The organism is Variovorax sp. Root434 (assembly GCF_001426595.1).
Classification (GTDB): Bacteria; Pseudomonadota; Gammaproteobacteria; order Burkholderiales; family Burkholderiaceae_C; genus Variovorax.
In genome coordinates this window covers 299204-324016 of the sequence record NZ_LMEK01000025.1, presented here as the reverse complement: position 1 = coordinate 324016, position 24813 = coordinate 299204, and the positions used below count along the sequence as shown (strand labels likewise).

Here is a 24813-nt window from a genome sequence, read left to right as displayed (position 1 = left end):
CAGCCTGCCGGCGGGCTTGACGCGATTTCCTTTATGGTGGACATTTAATCCAATATGAAGGAAATCAAAGAGTCGACCGAAACGGAAGCCCCGTCCGGCCTCAACGACCGCATCGCCCAGCGCGTGCGCGACCTGCGCGCGGCCCGAGGCCTTTCGCTCGATGCGCTGGCCACGCACTGCGGCGTGAGCCGCTCGATGATCTCGCTCATCGAGCGCGGCGAAAGCAGTCCCACCGCCGTGCTGCTCGAGAAGCTCGCAACCGGTCTCGGCGTGTCGCTGGCTTCGCTGTTCGAGGCGCCCGCGCCCGCCGCCGATCCAGTGTCGCGCCTGGCCAGCCAACTGCAGTGGCGCGACCCGCACTCCGGCTATGTGCGGCGCAACGTGTCGCCGAGCGGTTTCGCATCGCCCATCCAGATCGTCGAAGTGATGTTCCCGCCCAAGGCCCGCGTGGCCTACGAGACCGCGGCGCGCGAACCCCTGATTCACCAGCAGGTGTGGGTGCTCGACGGCGTCATCGAACTCACGCTGGGCGACGACCGCCACCGGCTCGAAACCGGCGACTGCCTGGCGATGGTGCTCGACCGCCCCATGAGCTACTACAACCCCTCGCGCAAGACCACCCGCTACGCCGTCGTGATCGCTACCGCGCCCTCTTCCTGGAGATGAACATGCCGACCCCCATTGCCGATGCGCCGCGCATCCGCCTGCTGTCCACCGTCACCGACACGCAGCTGCAGGGCCTTGCCGCCGTGCTGGCCGATTGCGTCGAGGGCGGCGCGTCGGTGAGCTTCATGCAGCCGCTGACCGAAGAACGCGCACAGGCCTTCTGGCGCCACGTGGCCGACGGCGTGGCGCGCGGCGAACGCGCGCTGCTGGTGGCCGAGGACGCCGAAGGCATCGTGGGCACGGTGCAGCTCGTGCTTGCGCAGCCCGAGAACCAGCCGCACCGCGCCGAGGTGTCCAAGATGCTCGTGCACCGCCGCGCGCGCCGCAAGGGCATCGGCGCGCTGCTGATGCAGGCGGCCGAGCAGGTGGCGCGCGAGCACGGCAAGACGCTGCTGGTGCTCGACACCTCCAGCGCCGAAGCCGAACGGCTCTACGAGCGCGCGGGGTGGGTGCGCGTCGGCTCGATTCCGGGCTTCGCGCTGCTGCCGCAGGGCGAGCCCTGCGCCACCACCTTTTTCTATCTCGAGCTGAAGTGAAGACCGGCGCAACGAGCGCCAGCTTCGACGAACTGCGTTCAGAGAAAGGGCACGGTATCCGCGAGCATGTGCGCGAACACGACCGGCCAGAGCCAGCCCGTGCGCAGATAGAACGCGCCGAACACGATGCCGACCACCACCAGCGACAGCGCGCCATGGGGCCCCTGGTAGAGGTGGTACAGCACCCGCACCAGCACGCTCACCCCCAGCGCGAAGGAGGCGCCATGGTGGCGCAGGCCCTTCTGCAGATAGCCCAGCAGGAAGACCTCTTCGTACAGGCCGTTGACCACCGACAGCGCGAGGACCATCGCCATCGACGGACGTGCCGTTTCCATCATGCGTTCGATCGGCTGCGTGGCCGCGCCGTCGGCAAATGGGGAAAGCACGATCACGATGGCCAGCAAGGTGACGAGGTACAGCAGCGCTCCCACGCCGCAGCCCTTCAACGACGGCGACGGTAGCAGGTCGCGCGCCGCGTAGCCCCGGCTGCGCAGGATGAGCAGGGCGATCGGACCCACGAACAGCTCGAACGCCACGATGCCGAACAGGGAGGCGTCGTTGAATGCCGCGTTGCGGAAGCCGGCGTTGACCGACCACAGCGAGCCGATGATGAACCAGCCGAAACACAGGGCCACGATGCCCAGGGCTTCCAGGGGCGTGGCGATCGGCGGGGAGGAGGGTTGCTTCATGCGCGTCGGATGGGGTCGATGAACGCGCACATGCCGGCTGGCATGCAACGCCGGCCGGCATGTTAAGGGCAAAGACCGGAGCTACCGCGCGCCGAAAGCCGCGTTCTCGAACAGATCCTTGAACTCGCGCGGTTGCGAGCGCCAGTACTGATGGGGTGCCTTCACCTGCGCACCCAGCTCGGCCGCCGCATGCCACGGCCAGCGCGGGTCGTACAGGATCGCGCGTGCCAGCGACACCGCATCGGCCTGTCCGTCGGCGACGATGGCTTCCGCGTGCGCGGGTTCGGTGATGAGCCCCACCGCGATCGTCGGCAGCCCGACCTCGGCCTTGATGCGTTCCGCGAACGGCACCTGGTAGCCCGCGCCCAGCGCGATCGCCTGCTGCGGCGACACGCCGCCGCTGGACACATGGATGGCCGCGCAGCCGCGTGCCTGAAGCGCCCGCGAGAACGCGACGGTGCTGTCGAGGTCCCAGCCGCCGGGCACCCAGTCGCTGGCCGACACGCGCACCCACACCGGCCGGTCGGCGGGGAACACCTCGCGCACCGCCTCGAAGATTTCGAGCGGAAAGCGCAGGCGGTTTTCCAGGCTGCCGCCGTATTCGTCGTCGCGATGGTTGGCGATGGGCGACAGGAACTGGTGCAGCAGATAGCCGTGCGCCGCATGGATCTCGATGCCGTCGATGCCCAGCCGCGCGGCGCGCCGCGCGGCTGCCACGAAGGCTTCACGCACGCGCGCGAGCCCGGCGGCGTCGAGCGCGAGCGGCGGGTCTTTGGTGGGCGCATGCGGCACGGCCGAAGGCGCCCAGGCCTTCCAGCCGCCGGGTTCGCCGGGGCGGATCTGCTTGCCGCCTTCCCACGGCGCGCGGCTCGAAGCCTTGCGCCCCGCGTGGCCGAGCTGGATGGCGACCTTGATCGGCGAGTGCGCCCGCACCGCATGGAGCACTCTCGCCAGTCCCTCCTCGTTGGCATCGGAGTAGAGCCCGAGGTCGCCGGGCGAGATGCGGCCATCGGCCTCCACCGCCGTCGCCTCGATGATCAGCAGCCCGGCACCCGAGAGCGCCAGATGGCCCAGGTGGATCAGGTGCCAGTCGCCCGGCGTGCCTTCGGTGGCGGAGTACTGGCACATCGGCGCGATGACGATGCGGTTGTCGATCCGCAAGGGGCCGAGTTGCAGGGGCTCGAAAAGATGGCTTCGGGGGCTGTCGCTATCGCTGATGCTCATGAGGGTGTGGCTCCACAGGTCCGGTAATTCTGCTGTGGAGGTGCGATCGGCGCAGCCGCCGCGGCGGAAGCCTTGCGGCTCGATGCGGTATGGATCAGCAGTGCAGCGATCACCATCGCCATGCCTGCGGCCTCGCCCACCGTGGGCAGCCTGCCCAGCGCCGCGCTCATCAGCAGGGCCGACACCGGCACGAAGTTGAGGAACGCCGTGCCCGTGACGGCACCGAGCGCGCGCACGCCGTAGTTGAAAGCCAGCACCGAGATGGCCGAAGGCACCACGCCCACGAAGAGCAGCGCATGCCATGACATGCGCAGTCCTTCCATGTTCGGCGCGGCGGACCAGCCCAGCAGTGAAGCGCCGACTGCCGCGGCCAGCAGCACGGGCCACGAGGCCAGCACCGTGAGCGCGGTGTACTCGATCACGTCGAGTCCGGGAAAGCGCGTGGCGCCGCGCGTGTACCAGACCCAGCCCAGCGTGCCGACGAACGCGATGGCGTCGCCGAAGAGCGTCGTCGACCCGGCGGACGCACCCGCGCCGAACAGCAGGCCCGACACGATCGCCACGCCCGCCAGCGCCAGCGCGCTGGTCAGCAAGGTCGCTCGCGACGGACGCACGCCGTCGAGCGCCCAGCGCACCAGCTGCGCGGTCATGGGTGTGGTGGCGATGATCACCGCGCCGTGCGAAGGCACCGAGTGCGCGAGGCCGACCAGCAGCATCACGCTGAACACGCCGAAGCCGGCCGCGCCGCGCAGCGCCAGCGGCCCTGCATGCAGCCGCAGCTTGCGCCAGGGCGCCGCGCCGCGTGGCAGGATCAGCAGCACGAACAGCAACATCGACAGGGTGTAGCGGATCAGCGTGAACCACACCGGTTCGACGTGGTGCAGCACGCCCTTGCTCACGAGGAACAGGGAGCCCCACCCGGAGGTGGCGAGCAGCAGCGCGGCGATGCCGCTCAGGCGTTGGCGTTGGGACATGGGGGAGCCTCTTCTTGCAATGATCGATGCCCCAAGAATCGGGGCTGGAGGCCGCCATTGCCATTCGCTTCTTTGGACAGGGGCCTCCAGAAAAACGAACGGACCGATCCGGCCCCGAAGCTCACAATCCATCGCCATGGAGCTCTATCAACTCAAGACCTTCGTCGCCATCGCGAAGGAAGGCAGCCTGACCCGCGCCGCCGAGCGCGTGTTCACCAGCGCGCCGGCGGTCAGCGCGCAACTCAAGGCGCTGGAAGACGAACTCGGCGTGAAGCTGTTCGAGCGCACGCCGCGCGGCATGTCACCCACCGAGGCCGGCCTCAGCCTGCTCGAAGAGGCCGAACGCACGCTGGCCTCCGCCACGCGCATGCGCTCGGCGGCCGATCAGCTGCGTGGAGCGGCGCAGGGCGTGGTGCGTTTCGGCACGGTGGTCGATCCGGTGGCGCTGCGGCTCGGCGAGGTGCTGGTGAAGCTGGCGGAACGCCATCCGCAGGTCGCGCTGCAGCTGAGGCAGGGGCTGTCGTATGAAACGCTTTCCGCCGTGCAGCGCGGCGACCTCGATTGCGCCTACGTGCTCAGCGACAGCGAGCAGATCGAAGGGCTGGAACTGCGTCGCCTCGGTGCGGTCGATCTCGTCGTGGCCCTGCCGTTGCCCCTCGCCGAGGCGCACCCCGGCCTGTCGCTCGACCAGCTCACGAACATGCCGTGGGTAGGCACGCCGCCTTCATGCATCCTGCGCGTGCATCTGGAAAAACTGTTCGCCGGCGCGGGCCGCGAATACCGCCAGGGCCGCACGGCCGACGGCGAGAGCGCCATCCGCAGCATGGTCGCGAGCGGCATGGGCGCGGGACTGATGCGGCTCGACCAAGCCGAGCAGGGCGAGCGCAATGGCGAGCTCGCGATATGGAACGGCTGGCGGTCGCATACGTGGCTGTGCTGGGTTGCACCGGGGGAGGGCAAACGCCCCGTGGCGGTGGATGCGGTGCGCAGCGCGGTGTTGGAGGCCTGGGGCTGAAACGACGCCTCTCGTTCGGGGTGCGATCACGCCGACGGGGTACCTTGCTCCGCGAATGTCCCCCGCCTTCGGCTCCTCCTTTATTTCGCTGCGCAAGGCACCCCGCCGTCGTGATCGTTCAGAGCACTTGTTGATCGAGCGGAACAACGGCAGCGCCCATCGTGCGCAGGGCGCCGGGTGCTCCCCGCAGCGAAATAAAGGAGGAGCCCGAAGGGCGGGGGACATTCGCGGAGGGGAGTACCCGGTGCCCTGTGCACGCACCCCCAAACGCACCCGACGCGGCGCAAAGCATTGCCGCGGGGTACCATCCCCGCCGCCGCAATGCTCCGCTCTACATGAACGCTGAAATCGCTGCCCTGCCCGCCGCCAATCCTCTCGCCGATCTGCTGAGCCGCGCCCGGCAGGCCCTGGCGGATACGGCGGGTGCGCTGCCCCTGCCATCGCCCGCCACCAACGAGGCGGGCTGCGTGGTGTTCCTGGCCGTTGGCGAAGACAGCAGCCGGGCCCGCGTGGCTTCGGGGCGGGGCGCCGACTTCGACGCCGCATGGCGTGCCGCCGCCGAGCAAGCGAAGCGCACCGGCCAGGCAGTGCAGCGCCTGCGCGCCGAGGTGGTGGACAAGGTCGAGCCCATGAGCTGGGGCGCGCTGAAAGCGAAGTTGGCGCAGACCAAGCGCAACTACTTCAACGAGGGCATCGCCTTCGATGCGCGCTTCGAGGTCGCGCTGCTCGCGCAGGAAATGCTCGGCAGCGCGATCCTCTACAACGGCGACGTGGAGCATGCCGAACCCAATACGGGCAACCTGCGTCTGCACTGCAGGCGGCGCTTCGGCCGCGAGATCGACTTTCCCGCAGACGACGCGGCGCCCGTCTGGTGCTTCACCACGCGGGCCGTGTACGTGGACGCCGATGGCGCGTGGCCCCTCACCGCCGAAGGGCAGGCGGCCGGATTCCGCGAACTGCGCGAATGGAACGCGCCGCAGGTCCACGCGCTGATCGACGCCGCCGGCAACTACCTCGCCGAGCAGGTCAAGCCCACGGGCGAGTTCTACTACGGCTGGTTTCCCTGCTTCGACCGCACCATTCCCACCTACAACACGCTGCGTCATGCCAGCTCCACCTACGCGATGCTGGAGGCGTGGGAGCTCACGCGCAGCGACACGCTCAAGGCGGCCATCGACCGCTCGCTGGCCTTCCTGACCGGCACGCTGATCCGCCCGGCGAAGTTGCCGGACGGCATGCGCGCCGCCTACCTGCTGGACATCGGCAACGAGATCAAGCTCGGCGGCAATGCCGTGTGCCTGCTCGCGCTGGTCAAGTACACCGAGCTCACGGGCGACCCGCAGTACCTGCCGCTGCTGGAGCAGCTCGCGCTCGGCATCCGCCACATGCAGGACCCGCGGAGCGGCAGCTTCGTGCACGTGCTCAACGCGCCCGCGCTCGACGTCAAGGACAGATTCCGCGTCATCTACTACGACGGCGAAGCCGCCTTCGGCCTGATGCGCCTGTACGGCCTCACGCGCGACGCGCGCTGGCTCGAGGTCGTCGAGAAAGCCTTCGAGCATTTCATTGCCGCCGAGCACTGGCGCGCGCACGACCACTGGCTGAGCTACTGCGTCAACGAACTCACGCGCTACAGGCCCGAGACGCGCTACTACCGGTTCGGCCTGCAGAACGTGTCGGGGTACCTCGACTTCGTGCTGGAGCGCATCACCACCTTTCCCACGCTGCTCGAACTGATGATGGCCGCGCGCGACATGGTGCTGCGGCTGGAGGCCGACCCCGCATTGCGCCCGCTGCTGGCGGAGCTCGACCGCGACAAGTTCGACCGCGCCCTGGCGTACCGCGCGCGCTATCTCGCCAACGGTCATTTCTGGCCCGAGCTGGCGATGTTCTTCCGCAACCCGGCGCGCATCGCGGGCTCGTTCTTCATCAAGCACCACAGCTTTCGCGTGCGCATCGACGACGTGGAGCACTACCTCTCGGGCTATGTGGCGTACCACCGGATGCTGAAGGCGGGCGAGGCGCTGCAGCAGGCGAAGGCGGCGACCGGCGTCGTCGCCTGGGGCGGCGACGTCAACCTCGCGCGCCGCCAGCACTACCGGCTGCACGAACTCGGCGGTGCGCACAGGATGCTCGGCGACATCGCCGTGCTGCGCGAGGCCGACCTGCGCATCGTGAACCTCGAATGCGTGGTCGCCGCCAGCGGCGAGCAGGGCGTCGACAAGGGCGAGTCCGCTCCCTACTACTACCGCGCCCGCCCCGAAATGCTCGCGGTGCTGACAGAGGCCGGCATCGGCATGGTCGCCACCGCCAACAACCACAGCGGCGACTACGGCCCCGATGCGCTCATGGAGCAGCACGGCTTGCTGGATGCCGCGGGCATTGCCCATGCCGGCACCGGCCGCACGCCGGAGGCCGCGCTGCGACCCGCGTTCCGGCGCGCGGGGGGCGTGCGCGTGGCGCTGTTCTCGCTCGACGCCACGCAGTCCCGCTTTGCTGCCACTGCCGCACGCGCGGGCGCTGCCTGGCTGCCGCTCGGCGACCCGGCCGCCTGGACCGCCACGCTCGCACCGCGCATCGAGGCCGCGCGCCGCGAGGCCGACGTGGTGCTGGTGGCGGTGCACTGGGGCGACAACCTGGAGACCGAACCGACGCAGGCCGAGATCGCCGTCGGCCATGCCATCGTCGATGCTGGAGCGGACGCGATCCTCGGTACCTCGGCGCATGTGCTGCAGGGCATCGAGATCTACCGCGGACGGCCGATCCTGCACGACGCCGGCGACCTGCTGTTCGATTCGGTGCGCAACGACTTCGGGGATTCGGGTGTGTTCTCGCTGACGCTGTGCCCGCGCGGCGTCGAGGAGGTGATGTTCACGCCCATCGGCGTCGGCTTCGGCTTCTCGCGGCAGCTCGCGGGCGACGAGGCGCAAGCGCTGAGCGAACGCTTCGCCGCGCAATGCCGCGCGCTCGGCACCGAGATGGTCCCGGTGGCCGGGGGCCGTTGCGCGGTGCGGCTGTCGCCGCCCGAGCGGCCCGGCTTCCGGCCCGAGCCGGCCGCCGCGGCTGCGCCGGTTGCGCGGCCGGCGCCCCTCGTCGGTGCTGTGCCTGCACCGCGGCCCGAGTGGCTGGTCGACGCGGTGCCTGGAGACGCGCGCATCACGCCGCTGCAGATCGGCCCGCTGCGCCTCGTGGGCGTTCGCTGCGCGCCTCGGCAGATCGTCGGGCGCCGGCTGCTGTGGGTCGAATCGTTCTGGACCGTCGATGCGCCCCTCGCGGCCGACCTGCGCGTGCAATTCCGCGCACTGCCGATGCGCAGCACCCGCATGCCGCCATGGGGCGAGGGCATGGAGCACGACCCCTGCGACTGGATGTGGCCCACCAGCCGCTGGAAGCCCGGCCGCATCTACCGCGACCGCTACGGCCTGCGTGCGCCGCGCGCCGGCCTGCTGGAAAGCGACGTGCTGCAGCTCGAAGTGCGCGTGCGCGGCGACGCACCCGAGCTGCCGCCCGCGCGCCGGCTCCCGCTGTGGTGCGGCCTGCGCATGCCTGATTTTCCGACGCCCTTGCCCGAGCGCGCCGCGCCCGTGCTCGCGGCCGACCGCCCCGGCGCGGGCCCCGAGCCCGAGCCTGTGTGGACCGCCGCGCAGCTGCAGCAGATCACCGGCGGACACTGGCTGGTCGAGCCGCCGCCCGGATGGTTCGTCAACTCGGTGGTGCGCGGGCCGGTTCACATGGGGCTGATGCCGAAGCCCTCTCTCTTCATCGCTTCCGACTACCGCACGCTCGCCGTGCACGAGAACTACAGCAAGCCGCGCACCGACAACCGGGACCGTCACCTCGAACTGCCCAGCCTGCACCCTGCGTTGGCCGGTGCCGTGGTCGCGCATGCGGTCGAGGGGCTCGACCCGGCCTTTCCGCTGCTGCAAGTGAACGACCCGATCGCCGCGATGCTCGCCATGGGCGCCGCCGCGCGGGCGCGCTACAAGGGCTTCGTGGTGGGCGTGACCGGCACGGTCGGCAAGTCGTCCACCATCGCGATGCTGCGCGACCTGCTGCCCGAGCGTGCGCGGGTGCACACCACCGTCGACAACTACAACTCGCGCGTCGGCGTGCCGGCCATGCTGGCCAACCTCGGGCCCGACGTGGACGTGTGCATTCTCGAAATGGCGCAGAGCGGGCTGTGGATGGACCGCGGCCCGATCTCGCTGGTGGCGCGGCCGCACGTGGCCCTCATCACCGAGATCGGCCTGTCGCAGACCCGGCAGGCCTCGACGCTGGAACTCACGGCCGCCTACAAGTCACGCATCTTCCTGGGCCTGGAGCCCGGCGGCGTGGCGATCGTGCCCGACCACATTCCCTGCCTGCGGCAGGTGGTGGATGCCGCCGCGTGCACGGCCGGTGCGATCTGGGTGGTGGGCAGCGGGCCCGACGCGAACGTGCGCCTGCTCGATACCCGGCCCGAACCGCGCGGCGGCTGCCGCGTGCGCATCGCGATCCCGGGGCGCACGCTGGAATACCTGTTCCCGGTCGAGAGCGCGGGGCTGGTGCGCAATTCGGCGCTTGCGCTCGCAGCCTTGCTCGCCATGGGCTTCGACGGCGACGCTGCTTGCGCGCGCATGCCCCAAGTGCGCCTGCCGGCCTCGGTGATGCAGGTGCACCCACTGCGCACGCAGGCCGGCGTGCAGGCCACGCTGATCGACGACAGCTGGAACGCGGAGATCATGTCGATGCGCAACGCCATGGAGTTCGTGCGCAACTGGCAGCGTGCGGAGAGCGGCCTGGTGGCGCGCAAGATCGGCGTGCTGGGGCGCATCGTCAATCTCGACGGAGAAGCCGAGGCCATGCACCGCAGCCTGGCCGCACCGCTGCTGGCATCCGGCATCGAGCACCTCGTGACGCACGGCGACGAGATGCGCTGGCTGCGCGAGGAGGTGCCCGCCGAACTGCTCGGTCCGCACTTCGACGACGCCGCGCAACTCGCGGGCTATCTCGGCGATTTCCTGCGCGACGGCGACCTCGTGCTGGTGAAGGGCGACCGCGTCGGCTCCGACTTCGGCAGCGTGCCAGGGCTGCTGCAACGGCTATGAGGACGCAGGGCCTCTTGCTGCGGTGCATGCGCGGTGTCCTGGTGCTGCTCGCGCTGGCGCAGGCGGCCTGCGCGCAGCGCACCGGCCCCGACGTGCCCCGGCCCTTCATCGCGAGCAACGACGAGGTGCTGCACTGGAACCAGCCCGCCGACCGCGCGAGCTGCCCCGACCGGCCCGGCTACCTGTGGGTGCGGCCTGCCGAGGGACCGGCCTGCATCCGCTACTTTGCGAGCGACGACATCGACGGCGCGCGCATGGCCATCGTGCAGTTCTCGGGCGACCGCGACGGCGTGATGGACCAGGCGCCCGAGCGCATCCCGGGCAACACCGAGCCCCTGCGCACGTTCGATGCGCAGCGCAGCCGCGACCGCGCCGGCGTGCCGTGGATCTTCATGGCGCGGCCCGGCACGTACGGCTCATCGGGCGATCACCGCAAACGCCGCCAGCTGGTGGAGTTCCACGCGCTCGATGCCGCGCTCGATGCGCTCATGCAGCGCCACAGGCTGCAGCGCATCGTCATCGTCGGCCACAGCGGCGGCGCCACCGCGGGCGCTGCGCTGCTCACGCTCGGCCGCACGCGCGTGGCCTGCGCGGTGCTCACTTCAGGCGCCTACGGGCTGCTGGAACGCGCACGCATGCTGGGCCGCTCCAGAGACGGCCGCACCGACACCACCGGCAGCGCGCAGTTCTACGACCCGCTCGACCATGTGGGTGGCATCGCGCGCGACCCGGCGCGGCGCATCGTGCTGATCGGCAGCCGCGACGACAGGAACACGCCCTTCGCGCTGCAGGAGCGCTTCGCCGACGCCGTGGCCAAGGCCGGCCACCGCATCGAACTGCGCACGCACGCGGGGGAGCCGCCCGACTACCACGATCTCAAGGACAGCATCGCGCTGCGCACCGCCTCGCAGTGCGCGCGCGAGGCGATGCTTCAGCAAGCAGGAAATACATGAGCAAAAGCAACATCACGTCGCGCGAGTTCGGCCGCATGCCCGACGGCCGGACGGTCACCGAATACACCCTCGACAACGGCCGCGGCCTGAGCCTGAGCGCCATCAACCATGGCGGCATCGTCACCGCGTTGCGCGTGCCCGACCGCCACGGGCGCAGCGGGAACATCGTGCTGGGCCTGCCCACGCTCGCCGACTACCTCAAGCCGCATCCGCATTTCGGCACCATCGTCGGACGCTTCGCCAACCGGATCGCGGCGGGGCGCTTCACGCTCGACGGCACGCCGCATCAACTGGGGCTGAACGATGGCATCAACTCGCTGCACGGTGGCACGAAAGGCCTGGGCACGCGCTTCTGGGAGATCGTGCCGGTGACGGCGCAGGAGGCCGGCGGCGACATCGCCATCGAGCTGCGCTACACCAGCGCCGATGGCGAAGAGGGCTACCCCGGCGAGCTGCGGCTGACGGTGCGCTACACGCTGTCGGCAACTGCCAACACATGGCGTATCGACTACAGCGCCACGACCGACAAGCCCACGGTGCTGAACCTGAGCCATCACGACTACTTCAATCTTGGGGGCAGCGGCTCGGTGATGGACCATCGCCTGACGATTCCCGCGAGCCGCTACTGCCCGGTGGATGCGACGCTGATTCCGACCGGCGTGGCCGACGTGGCTTCGACGCCGTTCGACTTCCGCGCCGCGACGCGCATCGGCGAGCGCATCCGCGAAGGCCATGAGCAGCTGCTGCTCGCGCATGGCTACGACCACAACTGGGTGCTCGACAGGGCTCAAGCCGAGCACGGCCTTGCGCTCGCGGCACGGCTGGAGAACGAGGCCACAGGCCGCGTCATGGAAGTGCACACCAGCGAGCCCGGCGTGCAGTTCTATTCGGGCAATTTCCTCGATGGCAGCCTCTTCGGCAGCGCGGGCGCGAGCCTGCGGCAGGGGGATGGACTGTGCCTGGAGACGCAGCACTTTCCCGATTCACCGAACCAGCCGGGCTTTCCGTCGACGGTGCTGCGGCCCGGTGAACGTTTTCACAGCGCGACCGAGCACCGCTTCCAGTTGCTCGATTGAGGCCGCTGCCCCTCTATCACGTAGGACTGGCGATGCCCCTGGTTGAACGATGCCGCATGCGTGTGGTCTTCGGGCACGCGCCAGGAGCCGGCCGAACCGGACGTGGTGGACGGCGGCATCCCGGCCAGCGGTCTGGTGGCGCACACGCTGATCAGCCGCTTCGTGGATCACCTGCCGTACTACCGGCAAGAGCTTCAACGCGTGGACAGCGCTGACGCTGCACATCGACGACGGTGCAGTGGCCATCGACAACAACCTCATCGAGCGACAGTTCAAACCCTGGAAGCTTGGCGCGAAGAATTGCGCCACCAAAGCCCACGTCGACATGGCGAGCCGCGCGACCACCGGCAAGCTGCTGCTGGTGCCCTGACCCCGTTGCCTTCAGTCCCACACGGGAAGGTCCTGCAAAGCGTTGTTGGGACGACCCACGATGTCGACGCCGGTGATGCCGGCCCCGCCCGGCAGGAGTTGGACGTCGCAAACGACTTCCCAGGCATGGCTTTCGGTGCGCCGCGCAAGGCACACTTCCTCGCTGGCAGCGATGAGATCGGCGCATTTGCCGACGCTGATCCGCTGTACCGTGCCAAGGGCAAATTCCTTCGAACCGAATTCCTCGTCCACAACCTGATGAATGGCGACGAGGTCCATCTTCCCATCCTTGAGGTGAACAGCGGTAATTGCATGCTGAGGCATCTTCGACCTCCATTCATGGAGAGCCCCATGCGGCTGCGATGGCTGCCGTCACCAGCGGGCTCGATCCTCCACTCTACGCCATCGCAAATGCCGTCGCCGCACAATCGGCGCCGTGCCGTGAACCTTGCCTGGCCCCGCGCCCCACGCCAAAAGAAATACGCGATTGACCGACTGCGCTCCAGCCTGAAATTCGCTAGGCTTTGCTGGCGAGCGATCCCATCGAGCGCGGAGACAACGCGATGAGCCAGGGCGCATCTCTTCGTCTGCACGTGCCGGAGCCCACCGGGCGGCCGGGGCACGAGACCGATTTTTCCTATCTGCACCTGTCGCGTGCCGGCGAGGTGCGAAAACCGCCGGTCGACGCATCGCCGGCCGACACCAGCGACCTGGCCTACACGCTGGTGCGCGTGCTCGACGACGAGGGCCGCGCGGTCGGCCCATGGGCCCCGGAGGCCGACCCCGAACTGCTGCGCCGCGGGCTGCGCGCGATGATGAAGACGCGCGCCTTCGACGCTCGCATGCTGATCGCGCAGCGGCAGAAGAAAATCTCGTTCTACATCCAGTGCCTGGGCGAGGAGGCCATCGCCACCGGCCATGCGCTGGTGCTGCAGCAGGGCGACATGTGCTTTCCCACCTATCGCCAGCAGGGCCTGCTGCTGGCGCGCGACGATGTGACGCTGCTGGAATTGATCTGCGAGCTGATGTCCAACGAGCGCGATCCGCTCAAGGGGCGGCAGCTGCCGGTGTGCTATTCGATGAAGCGGGCCGGCTTCTTCTCGATCTCGGGCAACCTGGCCACGCAGTTCATCCAGGCGGTGGGCTGGGGCATGGCCTCGGCGATCAAGGGCGACACGCGCATCGCCTCGGGCTGGATCGGCGACGGCGCCACCGCCGAGTCCGATTTCCACACGGCGCTGACCTTCGCGCATGTGTACCGCGCGCCGGTGATCCTCAACGTGGTCAACAACCAGTGGGCGATCTCGACCTTCCAGGCCATCGCCGGCGGCGAGGCCACCACCTTCGCGGCGCGCGGCGTGGGCTGCGGCATTGCGTCGCTGCGCGTGGACGGCAACGACTTCCTCGCGGTGCTGGCGGCCTCGCGCTGGGCGGCGGAACGTGCCCGTAGCAACCTGGGGCCGACGCTGATCGAGTGGGTCACCTACCGCGCCGGCGCGCATTCGACCTCGGACGATCCGTCGCGGTACCGTCCGGCCGACGACTGGGCGCATTTCCCGCTCGGCGACCCGATCCCGCGCCTGGCGCAGCACCTGACGGCGATCGGCGCCTGGTCGCAGCAGGAGCACGAGCGGACGCAGGCCGACGTGGAGGCACAGGTGAACACCGCGCTGAAGGAGGCCGAGCGCTTCGGCTCCATGGCCGACGGCCACGTCGCCGGCGCCGCGACCATGTTCGAGGACGTCTACAAGGACATGCCCGAACACTTGAAGCGGCAGCGCGAACAGCTGTCGTCGGAGGGATGAGGGCCATGGCCTCGATGACCATGATCCAGGCCCTGCGCTCCGCGATGGACGTGATGCTCGAACGCGACGACAACGTGATCATCTACGGCCAGGACGTGGGCTACTTCGGCGGCGTGTTCCGCTGCACCGAAGGCCTGCAGGCCAAGTACGGCCGCTCGCGCGTGTTCGACGCGCCGATCAACGAGGGCGGCATCGTCGGCTCGGCCATCGGCATGGGCGCCTACGGCCTGCGCCCGGTGGTAGAAGTGCAATTCGCCGACTACGTCTATCCGGCCTACGACCAGATCGTGTCCGAGGCGGCGCGCCTGCGCTACCGCTCGGCGGGCGACTTCACCGCGCCGATCACCATCCGCATGCCCTGCGGCGGCGGCATCTACGGCGGCCAGACGCACAGCCAGAGCCCGGAGGCGCTGTTCACGCACGTCTGCGGGCTGCGCACGGTGATGCCCTCCAATCCGCGCGATGCCAAGGGCCTCTTGATCGCCTCGATCGAGAACGACGACCCGGTCATCTTTCTCGAGCCCAAGCGGCTGTACAACGGCCCCTTCGACGGCCACCACGACCGGCCGCTGGTGTCCTGGTCGGCCCATCCGCTGGGCGAGGTGCCCGAGGGCTACTACACGGTGTCGCTGGAATCGGCCGCCGTGTTCCGCCCCGGCGCCGACCTGACGGTGATCAGCTACGGCACCATGGTCTTCGTCTCGGAAGCGGCCGCGCGGGAGACCGGCATCGATGCCGAGATCATCGACCTGCGCAGCCTGTGGCCGCTGGACCTGCAGACGCTCGTCGCCTCGGTGAAGAAGACCGGGCGCTGCGTGATCGTGCACGAGGCCACGCGAACCAACGGCTTCGGCGCCGAGCTGACGGCGTTGGTGCAAGAGCATTGCTTCCATCACCTGGAGGCGCCGATCGAGCGCGTGGCCGGCTGGGACACGCCCTACCCGCATGCGCAGGAGTGGGCCTACTTCCCGGGCCCGGCGCGCGTCGGCGCGGCCTTCCGGCGCGCCATGGAGAACTGAATGGGCACGCATGCGATCAAGGTGCCGGACCTCGGCGAAGGCATCGCCGAGGTGGAGCTGGTGGCGTGGCGCGTTCAGCCCGGCGACACGGTGGCCGAAGACCAGGTGCTGGCCGACGTGATGACGGACAAGGCCACCGTCGAGATTCCCTCGCCGGTCGCGGGCCAGGTGCTCGCGCTCGGCGGCGAAGTGGGGCAGCAGCTCGCGGTGGGCGCGGAGCTGATCCGGATCGACGTGGTGGCGGGCGGTGGCGCGCAGGCGGAGGCGGTGCCGGCCGCGCCCGTCCGCGCGCCGGCGCAGGTGCCAGCAACGGCGCCTGCACCGGCACCGGCCGAGCGCACCCCCCCATCGGCCGGCAAGCCGCTCGCCGCGCCCGCAGTGCGCCATCGAGCCGCGATCCTCGGCATCGATCTGCAGCAGGTACCGGGCAGCGGCGCGGACGGCCGCATCCTGCACGAAGACCTCGACGCCTGGCTGGTCCGCAGGCCCGGTCCGCAGGCGCCGAGTGCTGCGACGCGCTACGCAGAGCGCAACGACGAGGAGGCCGTGCCCGTGGCCGGCGTGCGCCGCCGCATCGCCCAGCGCATGCAGGATGCGATGCGCCGCATCCCGCACTTCACCTACGTCGAGGAAGTCGACGTGACCGAGCTGGAACTGCTGCGCGCGCGGCTCAACGAACGCTGGGGCGGCGAGCGGGCGCACCTGACGCTGCTGCCGCTGCTGGTGCGTGCCATCGTGCTGGCGCTGCCGCGCTTCCCGCAGATCAATGCCCGCTTCGACGACGAGGCGGGCGTGCTCACGCGCCACGGCGCGGTGCACGTCGGCATCGCGACCCAGACCGCGGTCGGCCTCATGGTGCCGGTGCTGCGCCACGCGGAGGCACGCGACCTCTGGTCCTGCGCGGCCGAGATCGCGCGCCTGGCCGAGGCCGCGCGCGCGGGCCGCGCCACGCGTGACGAACTGAGCGGCTCGACCCTCACCGTCACCAGCCTCGGCGCACTGGGCGGCATTGTCTCCACGCCGATCATCAACGCGCCCGAGGTGGCCATCGTCGGCGTCAACCGCATCGTGCAGCGCCCGGTGATGCAGGGCGGCGCGGTGGTGGCGCGCCGCATGATGAACCTGTCCTCTTCGTTCGACCACCGCGTGGTCGACGGCCAGCTGGCAGCCGAATTCGTGCAGGCGCTGCGGGCTTCGCTCGAATGCCCGGCCCTGCTTTTTGTCGAATAGCCGGTGGCGAGTGCCGGCTGCTCAACTCTTCAGGAGATACGAAATGACCCGCAAGAACACGATCTGTCTGTGGTACGACGGCGCGGCCGTCGAGGCCGCAAATTTCTATGCCAAAACATTCCCGGACAGCGCTGTGGGCACCATCCACCGCGCACCGGGCGACTATCCCGCCGGCAAGCAGGGCGACGTGCTGACGGTCGAGTTCACCGTCGTCGGCATTCCCTGCATCGGGCTGAACGGCGGCCCCGAGTTCAAGCATAACGAGGCCTTCTCGTTCCAGATCGCGACCGACGACCAGGCCGAAACCGATCGCCTGTGGAACGCGGTCGTCGGCAACGGCGGCCAGGAAAGCGCATGCGGCTGGTGCAAGGACCGGTGGGGATTGTCCTGGCAGATCACCCCTCGCGCGCTCATCGCGGCAATATCCGACCCCGATCGCGCGGCGGCCAAGCGCGCGTTCGACGCGATGATGACCATGGGAAAGATCGACATCGCCGCGATAGAGGCGGCCCGGCGCGGCTGACCCGAAGCACTCGACCATCACCTGTCCAAGTCGACCCACGCGCGCAGTTCCTCCCGGGCGGCGGCGAAATCGCCTTGATACGCCGGATTCCCCTGGATCAGGACCGCGATCATCGTCGCCAGGCGTCGACCTGCCTCGATATCGCTCGGGTAGTGAACGCCACCGAGCACGCGGTTCTCGCCGAACTCGCTGGTACGCGCGAAGATCTGCGCGCGTTTTTCCGGAGCCATCTCGGCCAGCACGATGCTCGCCAGATAGGCGAAGGTCGAATGGCCGCTCGGGTAGGAGCCGCTGGACGAATACCGCGCCACCGGTTGAATGCGCTTGTCGAACAGCGGTGGCCGCATGCGCTGCCATTTTTCCTTTGCCTGTTTGTTGAGATTGCTCTCGGTTTTGTACAGGGTCTCGAACAGCTTGGCGGTGCGCGGCAGGTCTTCCTTCCTGAACCTGTCGCCCATCACGTCGGAGAAACGAAAGACGCTCTGCTCCAGATCGGCGATGGATCGCTCTGCCTGCGCTGGCGTGCGCTGCTGCTGCAGCACGAGCATCTGCTCAATCTCGCGCCGAGCAACCGCTTCATCGGGAGGCGGTGCCAAAAAGCGCGTGGTGTCGATCTGCCCTGCATCGAGGTAGGTCTTGTCCCTGGCCGGCGAGACGACGGCCTTTTCGCCGACCAGCGGCGGCACTCCGGTCGGCGACGGCACCTGCGTCGTGCAGGCGGTGAACAAGAAGGTGACAAGGGACAGCCAGCAGAGCTTGCGGGTGATGCGCATCGAGGGTCTCCATTCGGTAGGGCGACTCAAAGTAGCAGAGCAGGTGGCCTCCTTCCAATCACGTCTTCTAGTGGCTGCCATAAGGGCATTGCACCCGGCACGCGCCGGGCGAAAAGCTAGGCCACGAATTGCCGGCACTGCACCAATTCGATGCCAAGCGTGATGTCGGTGCCGACAGGATGGCGCGACGTGCCGCGATGATGCGGTTCGTCCACCAGCACGACGTGATCGCCTATGCGCACTCGGTAGCGGACGGCCCCGCCCAGGATTCGAGGTTCTCCACCATGCCTTCGAGCCAGGTGTAGCGGGCGTCGTACACGTCGTCTTGACGGCCGATCTTCACGGCATGCGGGCGGAAGCCGATGGGAAACCGTGAGGCGGCTGGCGTGTCCGGCCGCAGCGGCACGCGGAGTTCGCCGACATCTCTAACGTCGAGCAGCAGCGCCCCGCCTTGCCGGGAGCGCGCAAAGCCGGTGAGCAGATTCCATTGGCCGACTGCACGGGCAACGGCCGTGTTGGCCGGGTAGTCGTATAGGCTGATGGGGCTGCCGATCTGCTGGATGACACCGTTGTCCAGCCAGGTGTAGGAAAGGGGCGCGTCGGCGCGTGAGAACGGCTTGCCGCGGGGCGCCGCGGGTGAGAATTCGCGAATGCATCCAGCCAGCACTTCATTCCCGCATTCCACCCGGCTCGCGCTTGCGGCCGTGGCCATCGCCGCGCTCCTGGCAGGCTGCGCTTCCGCTCCACCCGGATCGGCAACGCAGCCGCCGGGCTCGACAGCGGGTGCACGGCCCGCAACCACGCCCACGCCTGCCGGCTCGGATGCGGCCGCGCTCGAACAGCAGCGTTTCGCAAAGTGGGTCGCGGACTTCCGTGCCACCGCGCGCACGGCAGGCATCAGCGAGGCCACGTTGCGAAGCGCCTTCGACTCGGTGCAGTTTCTGCCGGGAGTCATCGAACTGGACCGCGCCCAGCCCGAGTTCACGCGCACCGCCTGGGACTATCTCGACAACACCGTCTCGTCCCAGCGCATTGCGACGGGCCAGGACAAGCTGCAGCAGGTTCGCGCCGAAGCCGATGCGGCCGCCGCGCGCTATGGCGTACCGGGCACCATCGTCGTCGCTATCTGGGGCATGGAAAGCAACTACGGCGGCAACTACGGCAGCACGCCGGTCATCGATGCGCTGGCCACGCTCGGCTTTGAGGGCCGCCGCGAAGACTGGGCGCGCCGCGAACTGCTCGCGGCACTGAAGATTCTCGACAGCGGCGACATCGCGCGCGACCGCATGATCGGCTCCTGGGCGGGCGCCATGGGCCAGACCCAGTTCCTGCCATCGAACTTCCTGGCCTACGCGGTGGATGCCGACGGCGACGGGCGGCGCGACATCTGGGGCAGCATGCCCGATGTCGTGGCCTCGACGGCAAACTTCCTCGCGCGATCGGGCTGGCAGGCCGGCATGCCGTGGGGCGTGGAGGTCCGGCTGCCGACGAGCTTCGATTACGGCCGCGCCGACATGGCCGTGCGCCAGTCCACCGCGCAGTGGACGGCCGAGGGGCTCAGGGCCATGGACGATCGGCCGCTGCCGGAGTTTGCCGATGGCGCGGTGCTGCTGCCCGCGGGTGCCCAGGGACCAGCCTTCCTGGTCGGGCCGAACTTTCGTGCCGTGCTGCGCTACAACAACTCGATCAACTATGCGCTCGCGGTGGGCCTGCTCGCGCAGCGCCTCGGCGGCGGCCCGGACGTGCAGGTGCCGTGGCCAAGGAACCTGTCCGCGCTCTCTCGCAGCCAGATGACCGAGCTGCAGACCGCGCTCAACCAGCGCGGCTTTGCCACCGGCGCGGCCGATGGCGTCATGGGGCCCGCCACCCGCGAAGGGCTGCGCCGCTACCAGCGCAGCGTCGGCTTGCCCGCGGATGGCTATCCGAGCGCAGAGCTGCTGCAGCGCTTGCAGCAGCCGCGGCCGTAGTGCTTGCGCGGACCGGTCACACCAGCAAGGGGACAGGAACGCTTGCACCTTCTCTCGCACCGGCCTGGCTGCAGGCGCGATGCTCGCGGCCCTGGTCATCGGCGGCTGCGCCTCGCATGGGGATGCCGTTTCCAGGAGCGCCAGGGCGAAGCCGCCGCCCACCGATTGCCGCGCATGGGTGGGCACCAACCGCAACTAGTCATGGTGCTTCTGTCCGCTTGTTGCTCATCCTCTCTGTCGCCAATATCCCGTATGCTGATTTGCATTGCCAGCGCAATGGCTCCTCCCGCCGCCATTGTTCTGCTGGGCTGCGCGTGCCACCGGGTCGCGCAGGTCGCGGGCGAATCCGGCAGCTTCTTCAACCCGCGAACAATGCCGCCGGCACCCCGGCGCTGCCGATGCGCACCCTGAACAACCCGCCCGCCAGCGGCTCGGCCGCCTGCTGTTCAACCGTGAGCCCGTTGCGCGCGGTCGTGATGTAGAGCGTGCGCAGGTCGGCGTCGCCGAAGGCGCAGTCGGTGACGTGGCTCGCGGGCAGCGGGATGCGGCACAGTTCGGCCGCGCTCACCGGGTCATGGCAGGTCACGCAGGAGCCGCCCCAGTGCGCGATCCAGAGACGGCCGGCCGCGTCGGTGGTCATGCCGTCGGGCAGGCCATCGGGCTTGGGGAAGCGGTGCCACAGGCGCCGGTTCGACACCGTGCCCGCCTCCACACCGAAGTCGTAGGCGTAGAGGTTGTTGCGCGCCGTGTTGTTGAAGTACATCGTGCGCCCGTCGGCCGACCATGTCGGGCCGTTGGTCACCTCGAAGCCGTCGTCGTGCCTCGTGCAGCGGCCGTCGGCGTCGTAGCGGTAGAGCGCGCCGGTGGGCGCATGGCAGTCGAAGTCCATGCTGCCGCCCCAGAAGCGGCCGCGGCTGTCGCACTTGCCGTCGTTGAAGCGGTTGCCGGTGCGCTCGGGCTCGGGCTGGTGCAGGTAGCGCGGCTTCGCGTTGTCGCCGGGCGCGGTGGTGTCGAACAGCGCGAAGCCGCGGCGCAGCGTGACGATGAGGCCCGGCGCCGCGGCGCGCTCGGCGATGGCGGTGATCTCCTCGTCGAAGGTCCAGGTTCGCTGCGCGCCGCTGGCGGGGTCGTAGCGGAACAGGCGCGGCGTGAGGATGTCGATCCAGTAGAGCGCCTGCTCGCGCTGCGACCACATCGTGCCCTCGCCGAGGTTGGCACCAGCGGGCCAGATGCATTCGGGCTCGCCTGCGACCGAAGGCGCGGATGCAGATGCGGATGAAGGGGAGAGGACGCCTGTCTCTTGCTTGTTCATTTGTTTTTCCTCGTCATGTCTTCTTGACTCGGCGGATCGTATCAAGGCATATTGATAACGGAAATTTAAAATTGAGGCATTGATGCATACGCATTTTGCAATGTCACTTATCGAGCACCCTGGAGACTTTTCTTGAATTCCCCCCAACATTCCGTTTATCCCAGCCTGAAAGACCGCGCCGTTTTCGTCACCGGTGGCGGCAGCGGCATTGGCGCTGCCATCGTCGCTGCCTTCGCGGCGCAGGGCGCGCGCGTCGCCTTCATCGACATTGCCGAGGGTTCCAGCGCGGCGCTCGCACGGCAGATCGAGGAGGCCGGTCACGCGGCGCCGTGGTGGCGCGCCTGCGACGTGCGCGACATCGCCGCGCTGCAGAAGGCCATTGCCGACGCGGCCGCCGAACTCGGCGACTTCGCGGTGCTGGTCAACAACGTGGCGAGCGACGACCGCCACACGCTCGAATCGGTCACGCCCGACTACTACGACAACCGCATGGCCATCAACGAGCGGCCGGCGCTGTTCGCGATCCAGTCGGTGGTGCCGGGCATGAAGCGGCTGGGCTTCGGCTCGGTGGTCAACCTGGGCTCCACGGGCTGGCAGACCAAGGGCTCGGGCTATCCCTGCTACGCCATCGCCAAGTCGTCGGTGAACGGCCTCACGCGCGGGCTCGCGGTGGACCTGGGCCGCGACCGCATCCGCATCAACACCGTGTCGCCCGGCTGGGTGATGACAGAGCGCCAGGTGAAGCTGTGGCTCGACGACGAAGGCGAACAGTCGCTCAAGCGCAACCAGTGCCTGCCCGACAAGCTGATGCCGGAAGACATCGCGCGCATGGTGCTGTTCCTGGCATCGGACGACGCGAAGATGTGCACGGCCCAGGAGTTCACCGTGGACGCCGGCTGGACCTGAGCGGGCACTCCCCCAGGCTTCGCGCACTTCGTGTCGCTTCTCCACCCCCTCGCCGGGGGCAATGCCAGCGGCCCGGCAAAGCCGGTTCCGCGGCATTCCGCGTATGAACCCGGTCGGTCAGTCGAGCTCTAGCTTCCGCCCGTACACGCTCATGGCCGCGGTCTTCAGCGCCTTCATCATCACCTTCGCCGCAGGCGACGGCAGCCGGTCGGTACGCGTGATGATGCCGAAGGCGTCCATGTGGCAGGGCATGTCCAGCGGCAGCAGTGACACGATGCCGTGCGCGGCGTAGTAGCGCGCCACGTCGGTCGCCAGCACCGCCACCATGTCGCTCTGCTGCAGCATGCGCGTGATGAAGAGCAGCGCGGGGCTCTCGATGGTGTTGGTCGGCGGCGCCAGGCCTTCCTCCTGGAACATCAACTCGAAGCGGTGCCGCAGCACGCTGCCCGCGGGCGGCACGATCCAGCCTGCGCTCACCACGTCGCGCAGCGTGAGCCCGCTCACGCCCAGCAGCGGATGGCCCGGCCGCACCAGCGCGCACACCGGCTCTTCGCTCAGTGCTTCGTAGCGCAGCTGCGACTTGTCGTGCTCGGCGAACAGGCGCGCCACCAGGATGTCGAGCTTGCCCTGCTCGAGTCGCTCGATCAGCACCGGGCTGGTCTCGATCTCCAGCGACACGCGCAGGTCGGGCTGCTCGCGCTTGACCATGGCCACGGCCGGTGGCAGCAGCGTAAGCCCGGGCGCGGTGATGGCGCCCACGCTGACCTGGCCGAAGCGCCCGGCCTTGAGTGCGGTGAGCTCGTCGTGCGCCTGGTTCAGGCTCGCGAGCGCGACGCGGGCGTGGCGGATCATGGTCTCGCCGTACCAGGTCGGGCGCATGCCGCGCGGCAGTCGGTCGAACAGCGGCACCTCCAGCACGTCCTCCAGGTCCTTCAGCAGCTTGGATGCGGCGGGCTGCGTCATGTTGAGCACCTGCGCCGCGCGGTGGATGTTGCCTTCCTCGGCCAGGGCCACGAGCAGCAACAGCTGCCGGGTCTTGAGGCGGGCGCGGATGAACCAGTGGTTGTAGTTGGTCATGTCTCTTTGACTTGAAACGAAGGACTGATCGGGTTTTCCAGAATCCAATGATCGATATCCATTTTGCTTAAAAAACGATTGGATTGATATCAATTTTGTTCCTAGACTCGCCGCACATCCAAAACTACAGAGACAAGGCCCCCGCCCGGTGATTCACGGCGAGCTCCATCAGAACGTGCGGCAGTACATCAATGGCCGCTGGGAAACCAGCGCGACCACGGGTGTGAGCGCCAATCCCTCGGACACCAGCGAAGTGGTGGCCGAGTACGCACGCGCCGATCGCCGCCAGGCCGAGGCCGCCATCCGCGCGGCCACCGAGGCCTTTCCCCACTGGAGCCACAGCACGCCGCAGCGGCGCGCCGACGTGCTCGACCGCATCGGCGCTGAACTGCTCGCACGCAAGGACGACCTGGGCCTGCTGCTGGCGCGCGAGGTGGGCAAGACCCTGCCCGAGGCGGTGGCCGAAGTGGCGCGCGCGGGCCAGATATTCAAGTTCTTCGCGGGCGAAGCCCTGCGTGGCGGCGGCGGCGAGAACGTGGCGTCGGTGCGCGCAGGCGTGCAGGTCGACGTCACGCGCGAGCCTGTGGGCGTGGTCGGGCTCATCACGCCGTGGAACTCGCCCTTTGTCATCCCGGCCTGGAAGATCGCGCCCGCATTGGCCCACGGCAACAGCGTGGTGTTCAAGCCGGCCGAACTGGTGCCGGCCTGCGGCTGGGCGCTGGCCGAGATCATCAGCCGCGCCGCCTTGCCGGCCGGTGCCTTCAACCTCGTGATGGGCAGCGGCCGCGAAGTGGGGCAGGCGCTGGTCGACAGCGCGCTGGTCGATGCGCTGAGCTTCACGGGCTCGATGGCCAACGGCGAGCGCATCCTGCAGGCGGCAGCCTCGCGCCGCGCCAAGGTGCAGCTCGAGACCGGCGGCAAGAACGCGCTGGTGGTGCTGGCCGATGCCGACCTCGACCGCGCCGTCGACTGCGCGGTGCAGGGCGCCTACTTTTCCGCCGGCCAGCGCTGCACCGCGTCGAGCCGGCTCATCGTCGAGGCGGCGGTGCACGACGCCTTCGTGGCCAAACTGCGCCAACGGCTCAAGACGCTGAAGATCGGCCATGCGCTGGAGCGCGGCGTCGACATCGGCCCGGTGGCCGACGAGGAGCGCCTCGCGCAGAACCTCGCCTGGGTCGAAGTGGCGCGCGAAGAGGGCGCCGAGCACGTGTGGGGCGGCGAAGCGCTCGAACGCGCCACCGCCGGCCACTACATGAGCCCCGCGCTGTTCCTGGCCAAGCCGGCGCACCGCATCGCGCGCGAGGAAATCTTCGGCCCGCTGGCCTGCGTGCTGCGCGCCGACGACTACGATGAAGCACTCGCGCTGTGCAACGACACGCCCTTCGGCCTGTGCGCGGGCATCTGCACCAATTCGCTGAAGCACGCGATGCATTTCAGGCGCCATGCCGTGGTCGGCATGACGATGGTCAATCTGCCGACCGCAGGGGTGGATTTCCACGTGCCCTTCGGCGGCCGCAAGGGGTCGGGCTACGGGCCGCGCGAACAAGGGCGCCACGCCGCGGAGTTCTACACGACGGTGAAGACCGGCTACATGCTGGCCTGAGCCACAAAA

The 24813-nt window shown here is 68.9% G+C and carries 22 protein-coding genes; 14 read left to right on the top strand and 8 right to left on the bottom strand.

Translation table 11 applies throughout. The annotated features are described in order from the left end of the window. The first annotated feature begins 54 nt into the window (after positions 1 to 54). Together ASD05_RS22350 and ASD05_RS22345 are read left to right on the top strand one after the other, a co-directional pair. Entirely contained in the window at positions 55 to 666 is a 612-nt protein-coding gene (locus ASD05_RS22350; RefSeq protein ID WP_056597210.1) for a helix-turn-helix domain-containing protein, read from the top strand. 2 nt (positions 667 to 668) lie between these two features. Next, on the top strand, positions 669 to 1202 hold the full coding sequence (locus tag ASD05_RS22345) for a GNAT family N-acetyltransferase (RefSeq protein ID WP_157610208.1): 534 nt from the start codon (positions 669 to 671) through the stop codon (positions 1200 to 1202). A gap of 38 nt (positions 1203 to 1240) precedes the next feature. Here the strand turns inward: ASD05_RS22345 and ASD05_RS22340 are convergent, their stop codons facing one another. The 3 genes from ASD05_RS22340 to ASD05_RS22330 all read right to left on the bottom strand — a co-directional run bounded on the left by ASD05_RS22340 (position 1241) and on the right by ASD05_RS22330 (position 4089). Then, positions 1241 to 1891, bottom strand: coding sequence for a CPBP family intramembrane glutamic endopeptidase (locus tag ASD05_RS22340; RefSeq protein ID WP_056597206.1), 651 nt, complete (start codon positions 1889 to 1891; stop codon positions 1241 to 1243). Positions 1892 to 1972: 81 nt separating this feature from the next. Continuing rightward, on the bottom strand, positions 1973 to 3115 hold the full coding sequence (locus ASD05_RS22335; RefSeq protein WP_056597204.1) for an NADH:flavin oxidoreductase/NADH oxidase: 1143 nt from the start codon (positions 3113 to 3115) through the stop codon (positions 1973 to 1975). Further along, entirely contained in the window at positions 3112 to 4089 is a 978-nt protein-coding gene (locus tag ASD05_RS22330; RefSeq protein WP_056597202.1) for a DMT family transporter, read from the bottom strand. The genes ASD05_RS22335 and ASD05_RS22330 overlap by 4 nt, the downstream gene beginning before the upstream one ends. Positions 4090 to 4225: 136 nt before the next feature. Between ASD05_RS22330 and ASD05_RS22325 the strand changes: the two genes are divergently transcribed. From ASD05_RS22325 to ASD05_RS31085, 5 genes are all read left to right on the top strand, one after another. After that, positions 4226 to 5104: a LysR family transcriptional regulator gene (locus ASD05_RS22325; RefSeq protein WP_056597200.1), complete on the top strand. Its 879-nt coding sequence runs from the start codon at positions 4226 to 4228 to the stop codon at positions 5102 to 5104. A gap of 335 nt (positions 5105 to 5439) precedes the next feature. Further along, entirely contained in the window at positions 5440 to 10191 is a 4752-nt protein-coding gene (locus ASD05_RS22320) for a CapA family protein (RefSeq protein ID WP_056597198.1), read from the top strand. Between the two features lie 26 nt (positions 10192 to 10217). Continuing rightward, entirely contained in the window at positions 10218 to 11144 is a 927-nt protein-coding gene (locus ASD05_RS22315) for an alpha/beta hydrolase family protein (protein WP_235508060.1), read from the top strand. Then, positions 11141 to 12220, top strand: coding sequence for an aldose epimerase family protein (locus ASD05_RS22310; protein ID WP_056597193.1), 1080 nt, complete (start codon positions 11141 to 11143; stop codon positions 12218 to 12220). Before ASD05_RS22315 ends, ASD05_RS22310 begins: the two co-directional genes overlap by 4 nt. Positions 12221 to 12386: 166 nt before the next feature. After that, entirely contained in the window at positions 12387 to 12590 is a 204-nt protein-coding gene (locus tag ASD05_RS31085; RefSeq protein ID WP_414930064.1) for an IS66 family transposase, read from the top strand. Between the two features lie 11 nt (positions 12591 to 12601). Here the strand turns inward: ASD05_RS31085 and ASD05_RS22305 are convergent, their stop codons facing one another. Then, positions 12602 to 12868, bottom strand: a complete 267-nt coding sequence (locus ASD05_RS22305; protein ID WP_235508059.1) for a hypothetical protein — start codon at positions 12866 to 12868, stop codon at positions 12602 to 12604. Positions 12869 to 13152: 284 nt separating this feature from the next. Between ASD05_RS22305 and ASD05_RS22300 the strand changes: the two genes are divergently transcribed. Genes ASD05_RS22300 through ASD05_RS22285 form a run of 4 tightly spaced genes read left to right on the top strand, consistent with a single transcriptional unit; the run spans position 13153 to position 17166 of the window. Further along, positions 13153 to 14394, top strand: coding sequence for a 3-methyl-2-oxobutanoate dehydrogenase (2-methylpropanoyl-transferring) subunit alpha (locus tag ASD05_RS22300; RefSeq protein ID WP_056597941.1), 1242 nt, complete (start codon positions 13153 to 13155; stop codon positions 14392 to 14394). A gap of 5 nt (positions 14395 to 14399) precedes the next feature. Continuing rightward, positions 14400 to 15413: an alpha-ketoacid dehydrogenase subunit beta gene (locus tag ASD05_RS22295; RefSeq protein ID WP_056597939.1), complete on the top strand. Its 1014-nt coding sequence runs from the start codon at positions 14400 to 14402 to the stop codon at positions 15411 to 15413. Next, a complete protein-coding gene (locus ASD05_RS22290) occupies positions 15414 to 16643 on the top strand; it encodes a dihydrolipoamide acetyltransferase family protein (RefSeq protein WP_056597189.1) in 1230 nt (409 codons plus the stop codon). A gap of 43 nt (positions 16644 to 16686) precedes the next feature. Next, positions 16687 to 17166, top strand: a complete 480-nt coding sequence (locus ASD05_RS22285; protein WP_056597187.1) for a VOC family protein — start codon at positions 16687 to 16689, stop codon at positions 17164 to 17166. 17 nt (positions 17167 to 17183) lie between these two features. Here ASD05_RS22285 and ASD05_RS22280 read toward each other — a convergent pair whose 3' ends face one another. Together ASD05_RS22280 and ASD05_RS22275 are read right to left on the bottom strand one after the other, a co-directional pair. Then, the gene (locus ASD05_RS22280; protein ID WP_056597185.1) at positions 17184 to 17939 is read right to left on the bottom strand and encodes a phosphatase PAP2 family protein; all 756 of its coding nucleotides are present in this window, start codon (positions 17937 to 17939) and stop codon (positions 17184 to 17186) included. A 232-nt stretch (positions 17940 to 18171) separates the two neighbouring features. After that, positions 18172 to 18651 (bottom strand): hypothetical protein, encoded by a 480-nt coding sequence (locus ASD05_RS22275; RefSeq protein WP_157610206.1) that lies wholly within the window; start codon positions 18649 to 18651, stop codon positions 18172 to 18174. On the opposite strand from ASD05_RS22275, the gene ASD05_RS22270 reads away from it, so the two are divergent. Next, on the top strand, positions 18590 to 19906 hold the full coding sequence (locus ASD05_RS22270) for a lytic murein transglycosylase (protein WP_056597180.1): 1317 nt from the start codon (positions 18590 to 18592) through the stop codon (positions 19904 to 19906). The two genes, ASD05_RS22275 and ASD05_RS22270, sit on opposite strands and share 62 nt — an antisense overlap. 358 nt (positions 19907 to 20264) lie before the next feature. Here the strand turns inward: ASD05_RS22270 and ASD05_RS22265 are convergent, their stop codons facing one another. After that, positions 20265 to 21218, bottom strand: coding sequence for an SMP-30/gluconolactonase/LRE family protein (locus ASD05_RS22265; protein WP_056597178.1), 954 nt, complete (start codon positions 21216 to 21218; stop codon positions 20265 to 20267). A 132-nt stretch (positions 21219 to 21350) separates the two neighbouring features. Here ASD05_RS22265 and ASD05_RS22260 point away from each other — a divergent pair, with 132 nt between their 5' ends. Then, the gene (locus ASD05_RS22260) at positions 21351 to 22124 is read left to right on the top strand and encodes an SDR family NAD(P)-dependent oxidoreductase (protein ID WP_056597176.1); all 774 of its coding nucleotides are present in this window, start codon (positions 21351 to 21353) and stop codon (positions 22122 to 22124) included. 117 nt (positions 22125 to 22241) lie between these two features. Here the strand turns inward: ASD05_RS22260 and ASD05_RS22255 are convergent, their stop codons facing one another. Then, positions 22242 to 23201 (bottom strand): LysR family transcriptional regulator, encoded by a 960-nt coding sequence (locus ASD05_RS22255; protein ID WP_056597174.1) that lies wholly within the window; start codon positions 23199 to 23201, stop codon positions 22242 to 22244. A 148-nt stretch (positions 23202 to 23349) separates the two neighbouring features. On the opposite strand from ASD05_RS22255, the gene ASD05_RS22250 reads away from it, so the two are divergent. Continuing rightward, complete coding sequence (locus ASD05_RS22250) at positions 23350 to 24804, top strand: aldehyde dehydrogenase family protein (RefSeq protein ID WP_056597173.1); 1455 nt, start codon at positions 23350 to 23352, stop codon at positions 24802 to 24804. Positions 24805 to 24813: the final 9 nt, after the last annotated feature.

Coding starts and splice junctions, on each gene's coding strand:
- ASD05_RS22315 (WP_235508060.1), top strand. CDS start 10,218: ATGCGCGGTGTCCTGGTGCTGCTCGCGCTGGCGCAGGCGGCCTGCGCG.
- ASD05_RS22255 (WP_056597174.1), bottom strand. CDS start 23,201: ATGACCAACTACAACCACTGGTTCATCCGCGCCCGCCTCAAGACCCGG.
- ASD05_RS22325 (WP_056597200.1), top strand. CDS start 4,226: ATGGAGCTCTATCAACTCAAGACCTTCGTCGCCATCGCGAAGGAAGGC.
- ASD05_RS22300 (WP_056597941.1), top strand. CDS start 13,153: ATGAGCCAGGGCGCATCTCTTCGTCTGCACGTGCCGGAGCCCACCGGG.
- ASD05_RS22270 (WP_056597180.1), top strand. CDS start 18,590: ATGCATCCAGCCAGCACTTCATTCCCGCATTCCACCCGGCTCGCGCTT.
- ASD05_RS22350 (WP_056597210.1), top strand. CDS start 55: ATGAAGGAAATCAAAGAGTCGACCGAAACGGAAGCCCCGTCCGGCCTC.
- ASD05_RS22345 (WP_157610208.1), top strand. CDS start 669: ATGCCGACCCCCATTGCCGATGCGCCGCGCATCCGCCTGCTGTCCACC.
- ASD05_RS22305 (WP_235508059.1), bottom strand. CDS start 12,868: ATGGACCTCGTCGCCATTCATCAGGTTGTGGACGAGGAATTCGGTTCG.
- ASD05_RS22280 (WP_056597185.1), bottom strand. CDS start 17,939: ATGCGCATCACCCGCAAGCTCTGCTGGCTGTCCCTTGTCACCTTCTTG.
- ASD05_RS22290 (WP_056597189.1), top strand. CDS start 15,414: ATGGGCACGCATGCGATCAAGGTGCCGGACCTCGGCGAAGGCATCGCC.
- ASD05_RS22285 (WP_056597187.1), top strand. CDS start 16,687: ATGACCCGCAAGAACACGATCTGTCTGTGGTACGACGGCGCGGCCGTC.
- ASD05_RS22320 (WP_056597198.1), top strand. CDS start 5,440: ATGAACGCTGAAATCGCTGCCCTGCCCGCCGCCAATCCTCTCGCCGAT.
- ASD05_RS22295 (WP_056597939.1), top strand. CDS start 14,400: ATGGCCTCGATGACCATGATCCAGGCCCTGCGCTCCGCGATGGACGTG.
- ASD05_RS22265 (WP_056597178.1), bottom strand. CDS start 21,218: ATGAACAAGCAAGAGACAGGCGTCCTCTCCCCTTCATCCGCATCTGCA.
- ASD05_RS22335 (WP_056597204.1), bottom strand. CDS start 3,115: ATGAGCATCAGCGATAGCGACAGCCCCCGAAGCCATCTTTTCGAGCCC.
- ASD05_RS22275 (WP_157610206.1), bottom strand. CDS start 18,651: ATGGCCACGGCCGCAAGCGCGAGCCGGGTGGAATGCGGGAATGAAGTG.
- ASD05_RS22340 (WP_056597206.1), bottom strand. CDS start 1,891: ATGAAGCAACCCTCCTCCCCGCCGATCGCCACGCCCCTGGAAGCCCTG.
- ASD05_RS22310 (WP_056597193.1), top strand. CDS start 11,141: ATGAGCAAAAGCAACATCACGTCGCGCGAGTTCGGCCGCATGCCCGAC.
- ASD05_RS22330 (WP_056597202.1), bottom strand. CDS start 4,089: ATGTCCCAACGCCAACGCCTGAGCGGCATCGCCGCGCTGCTGCTCGCC.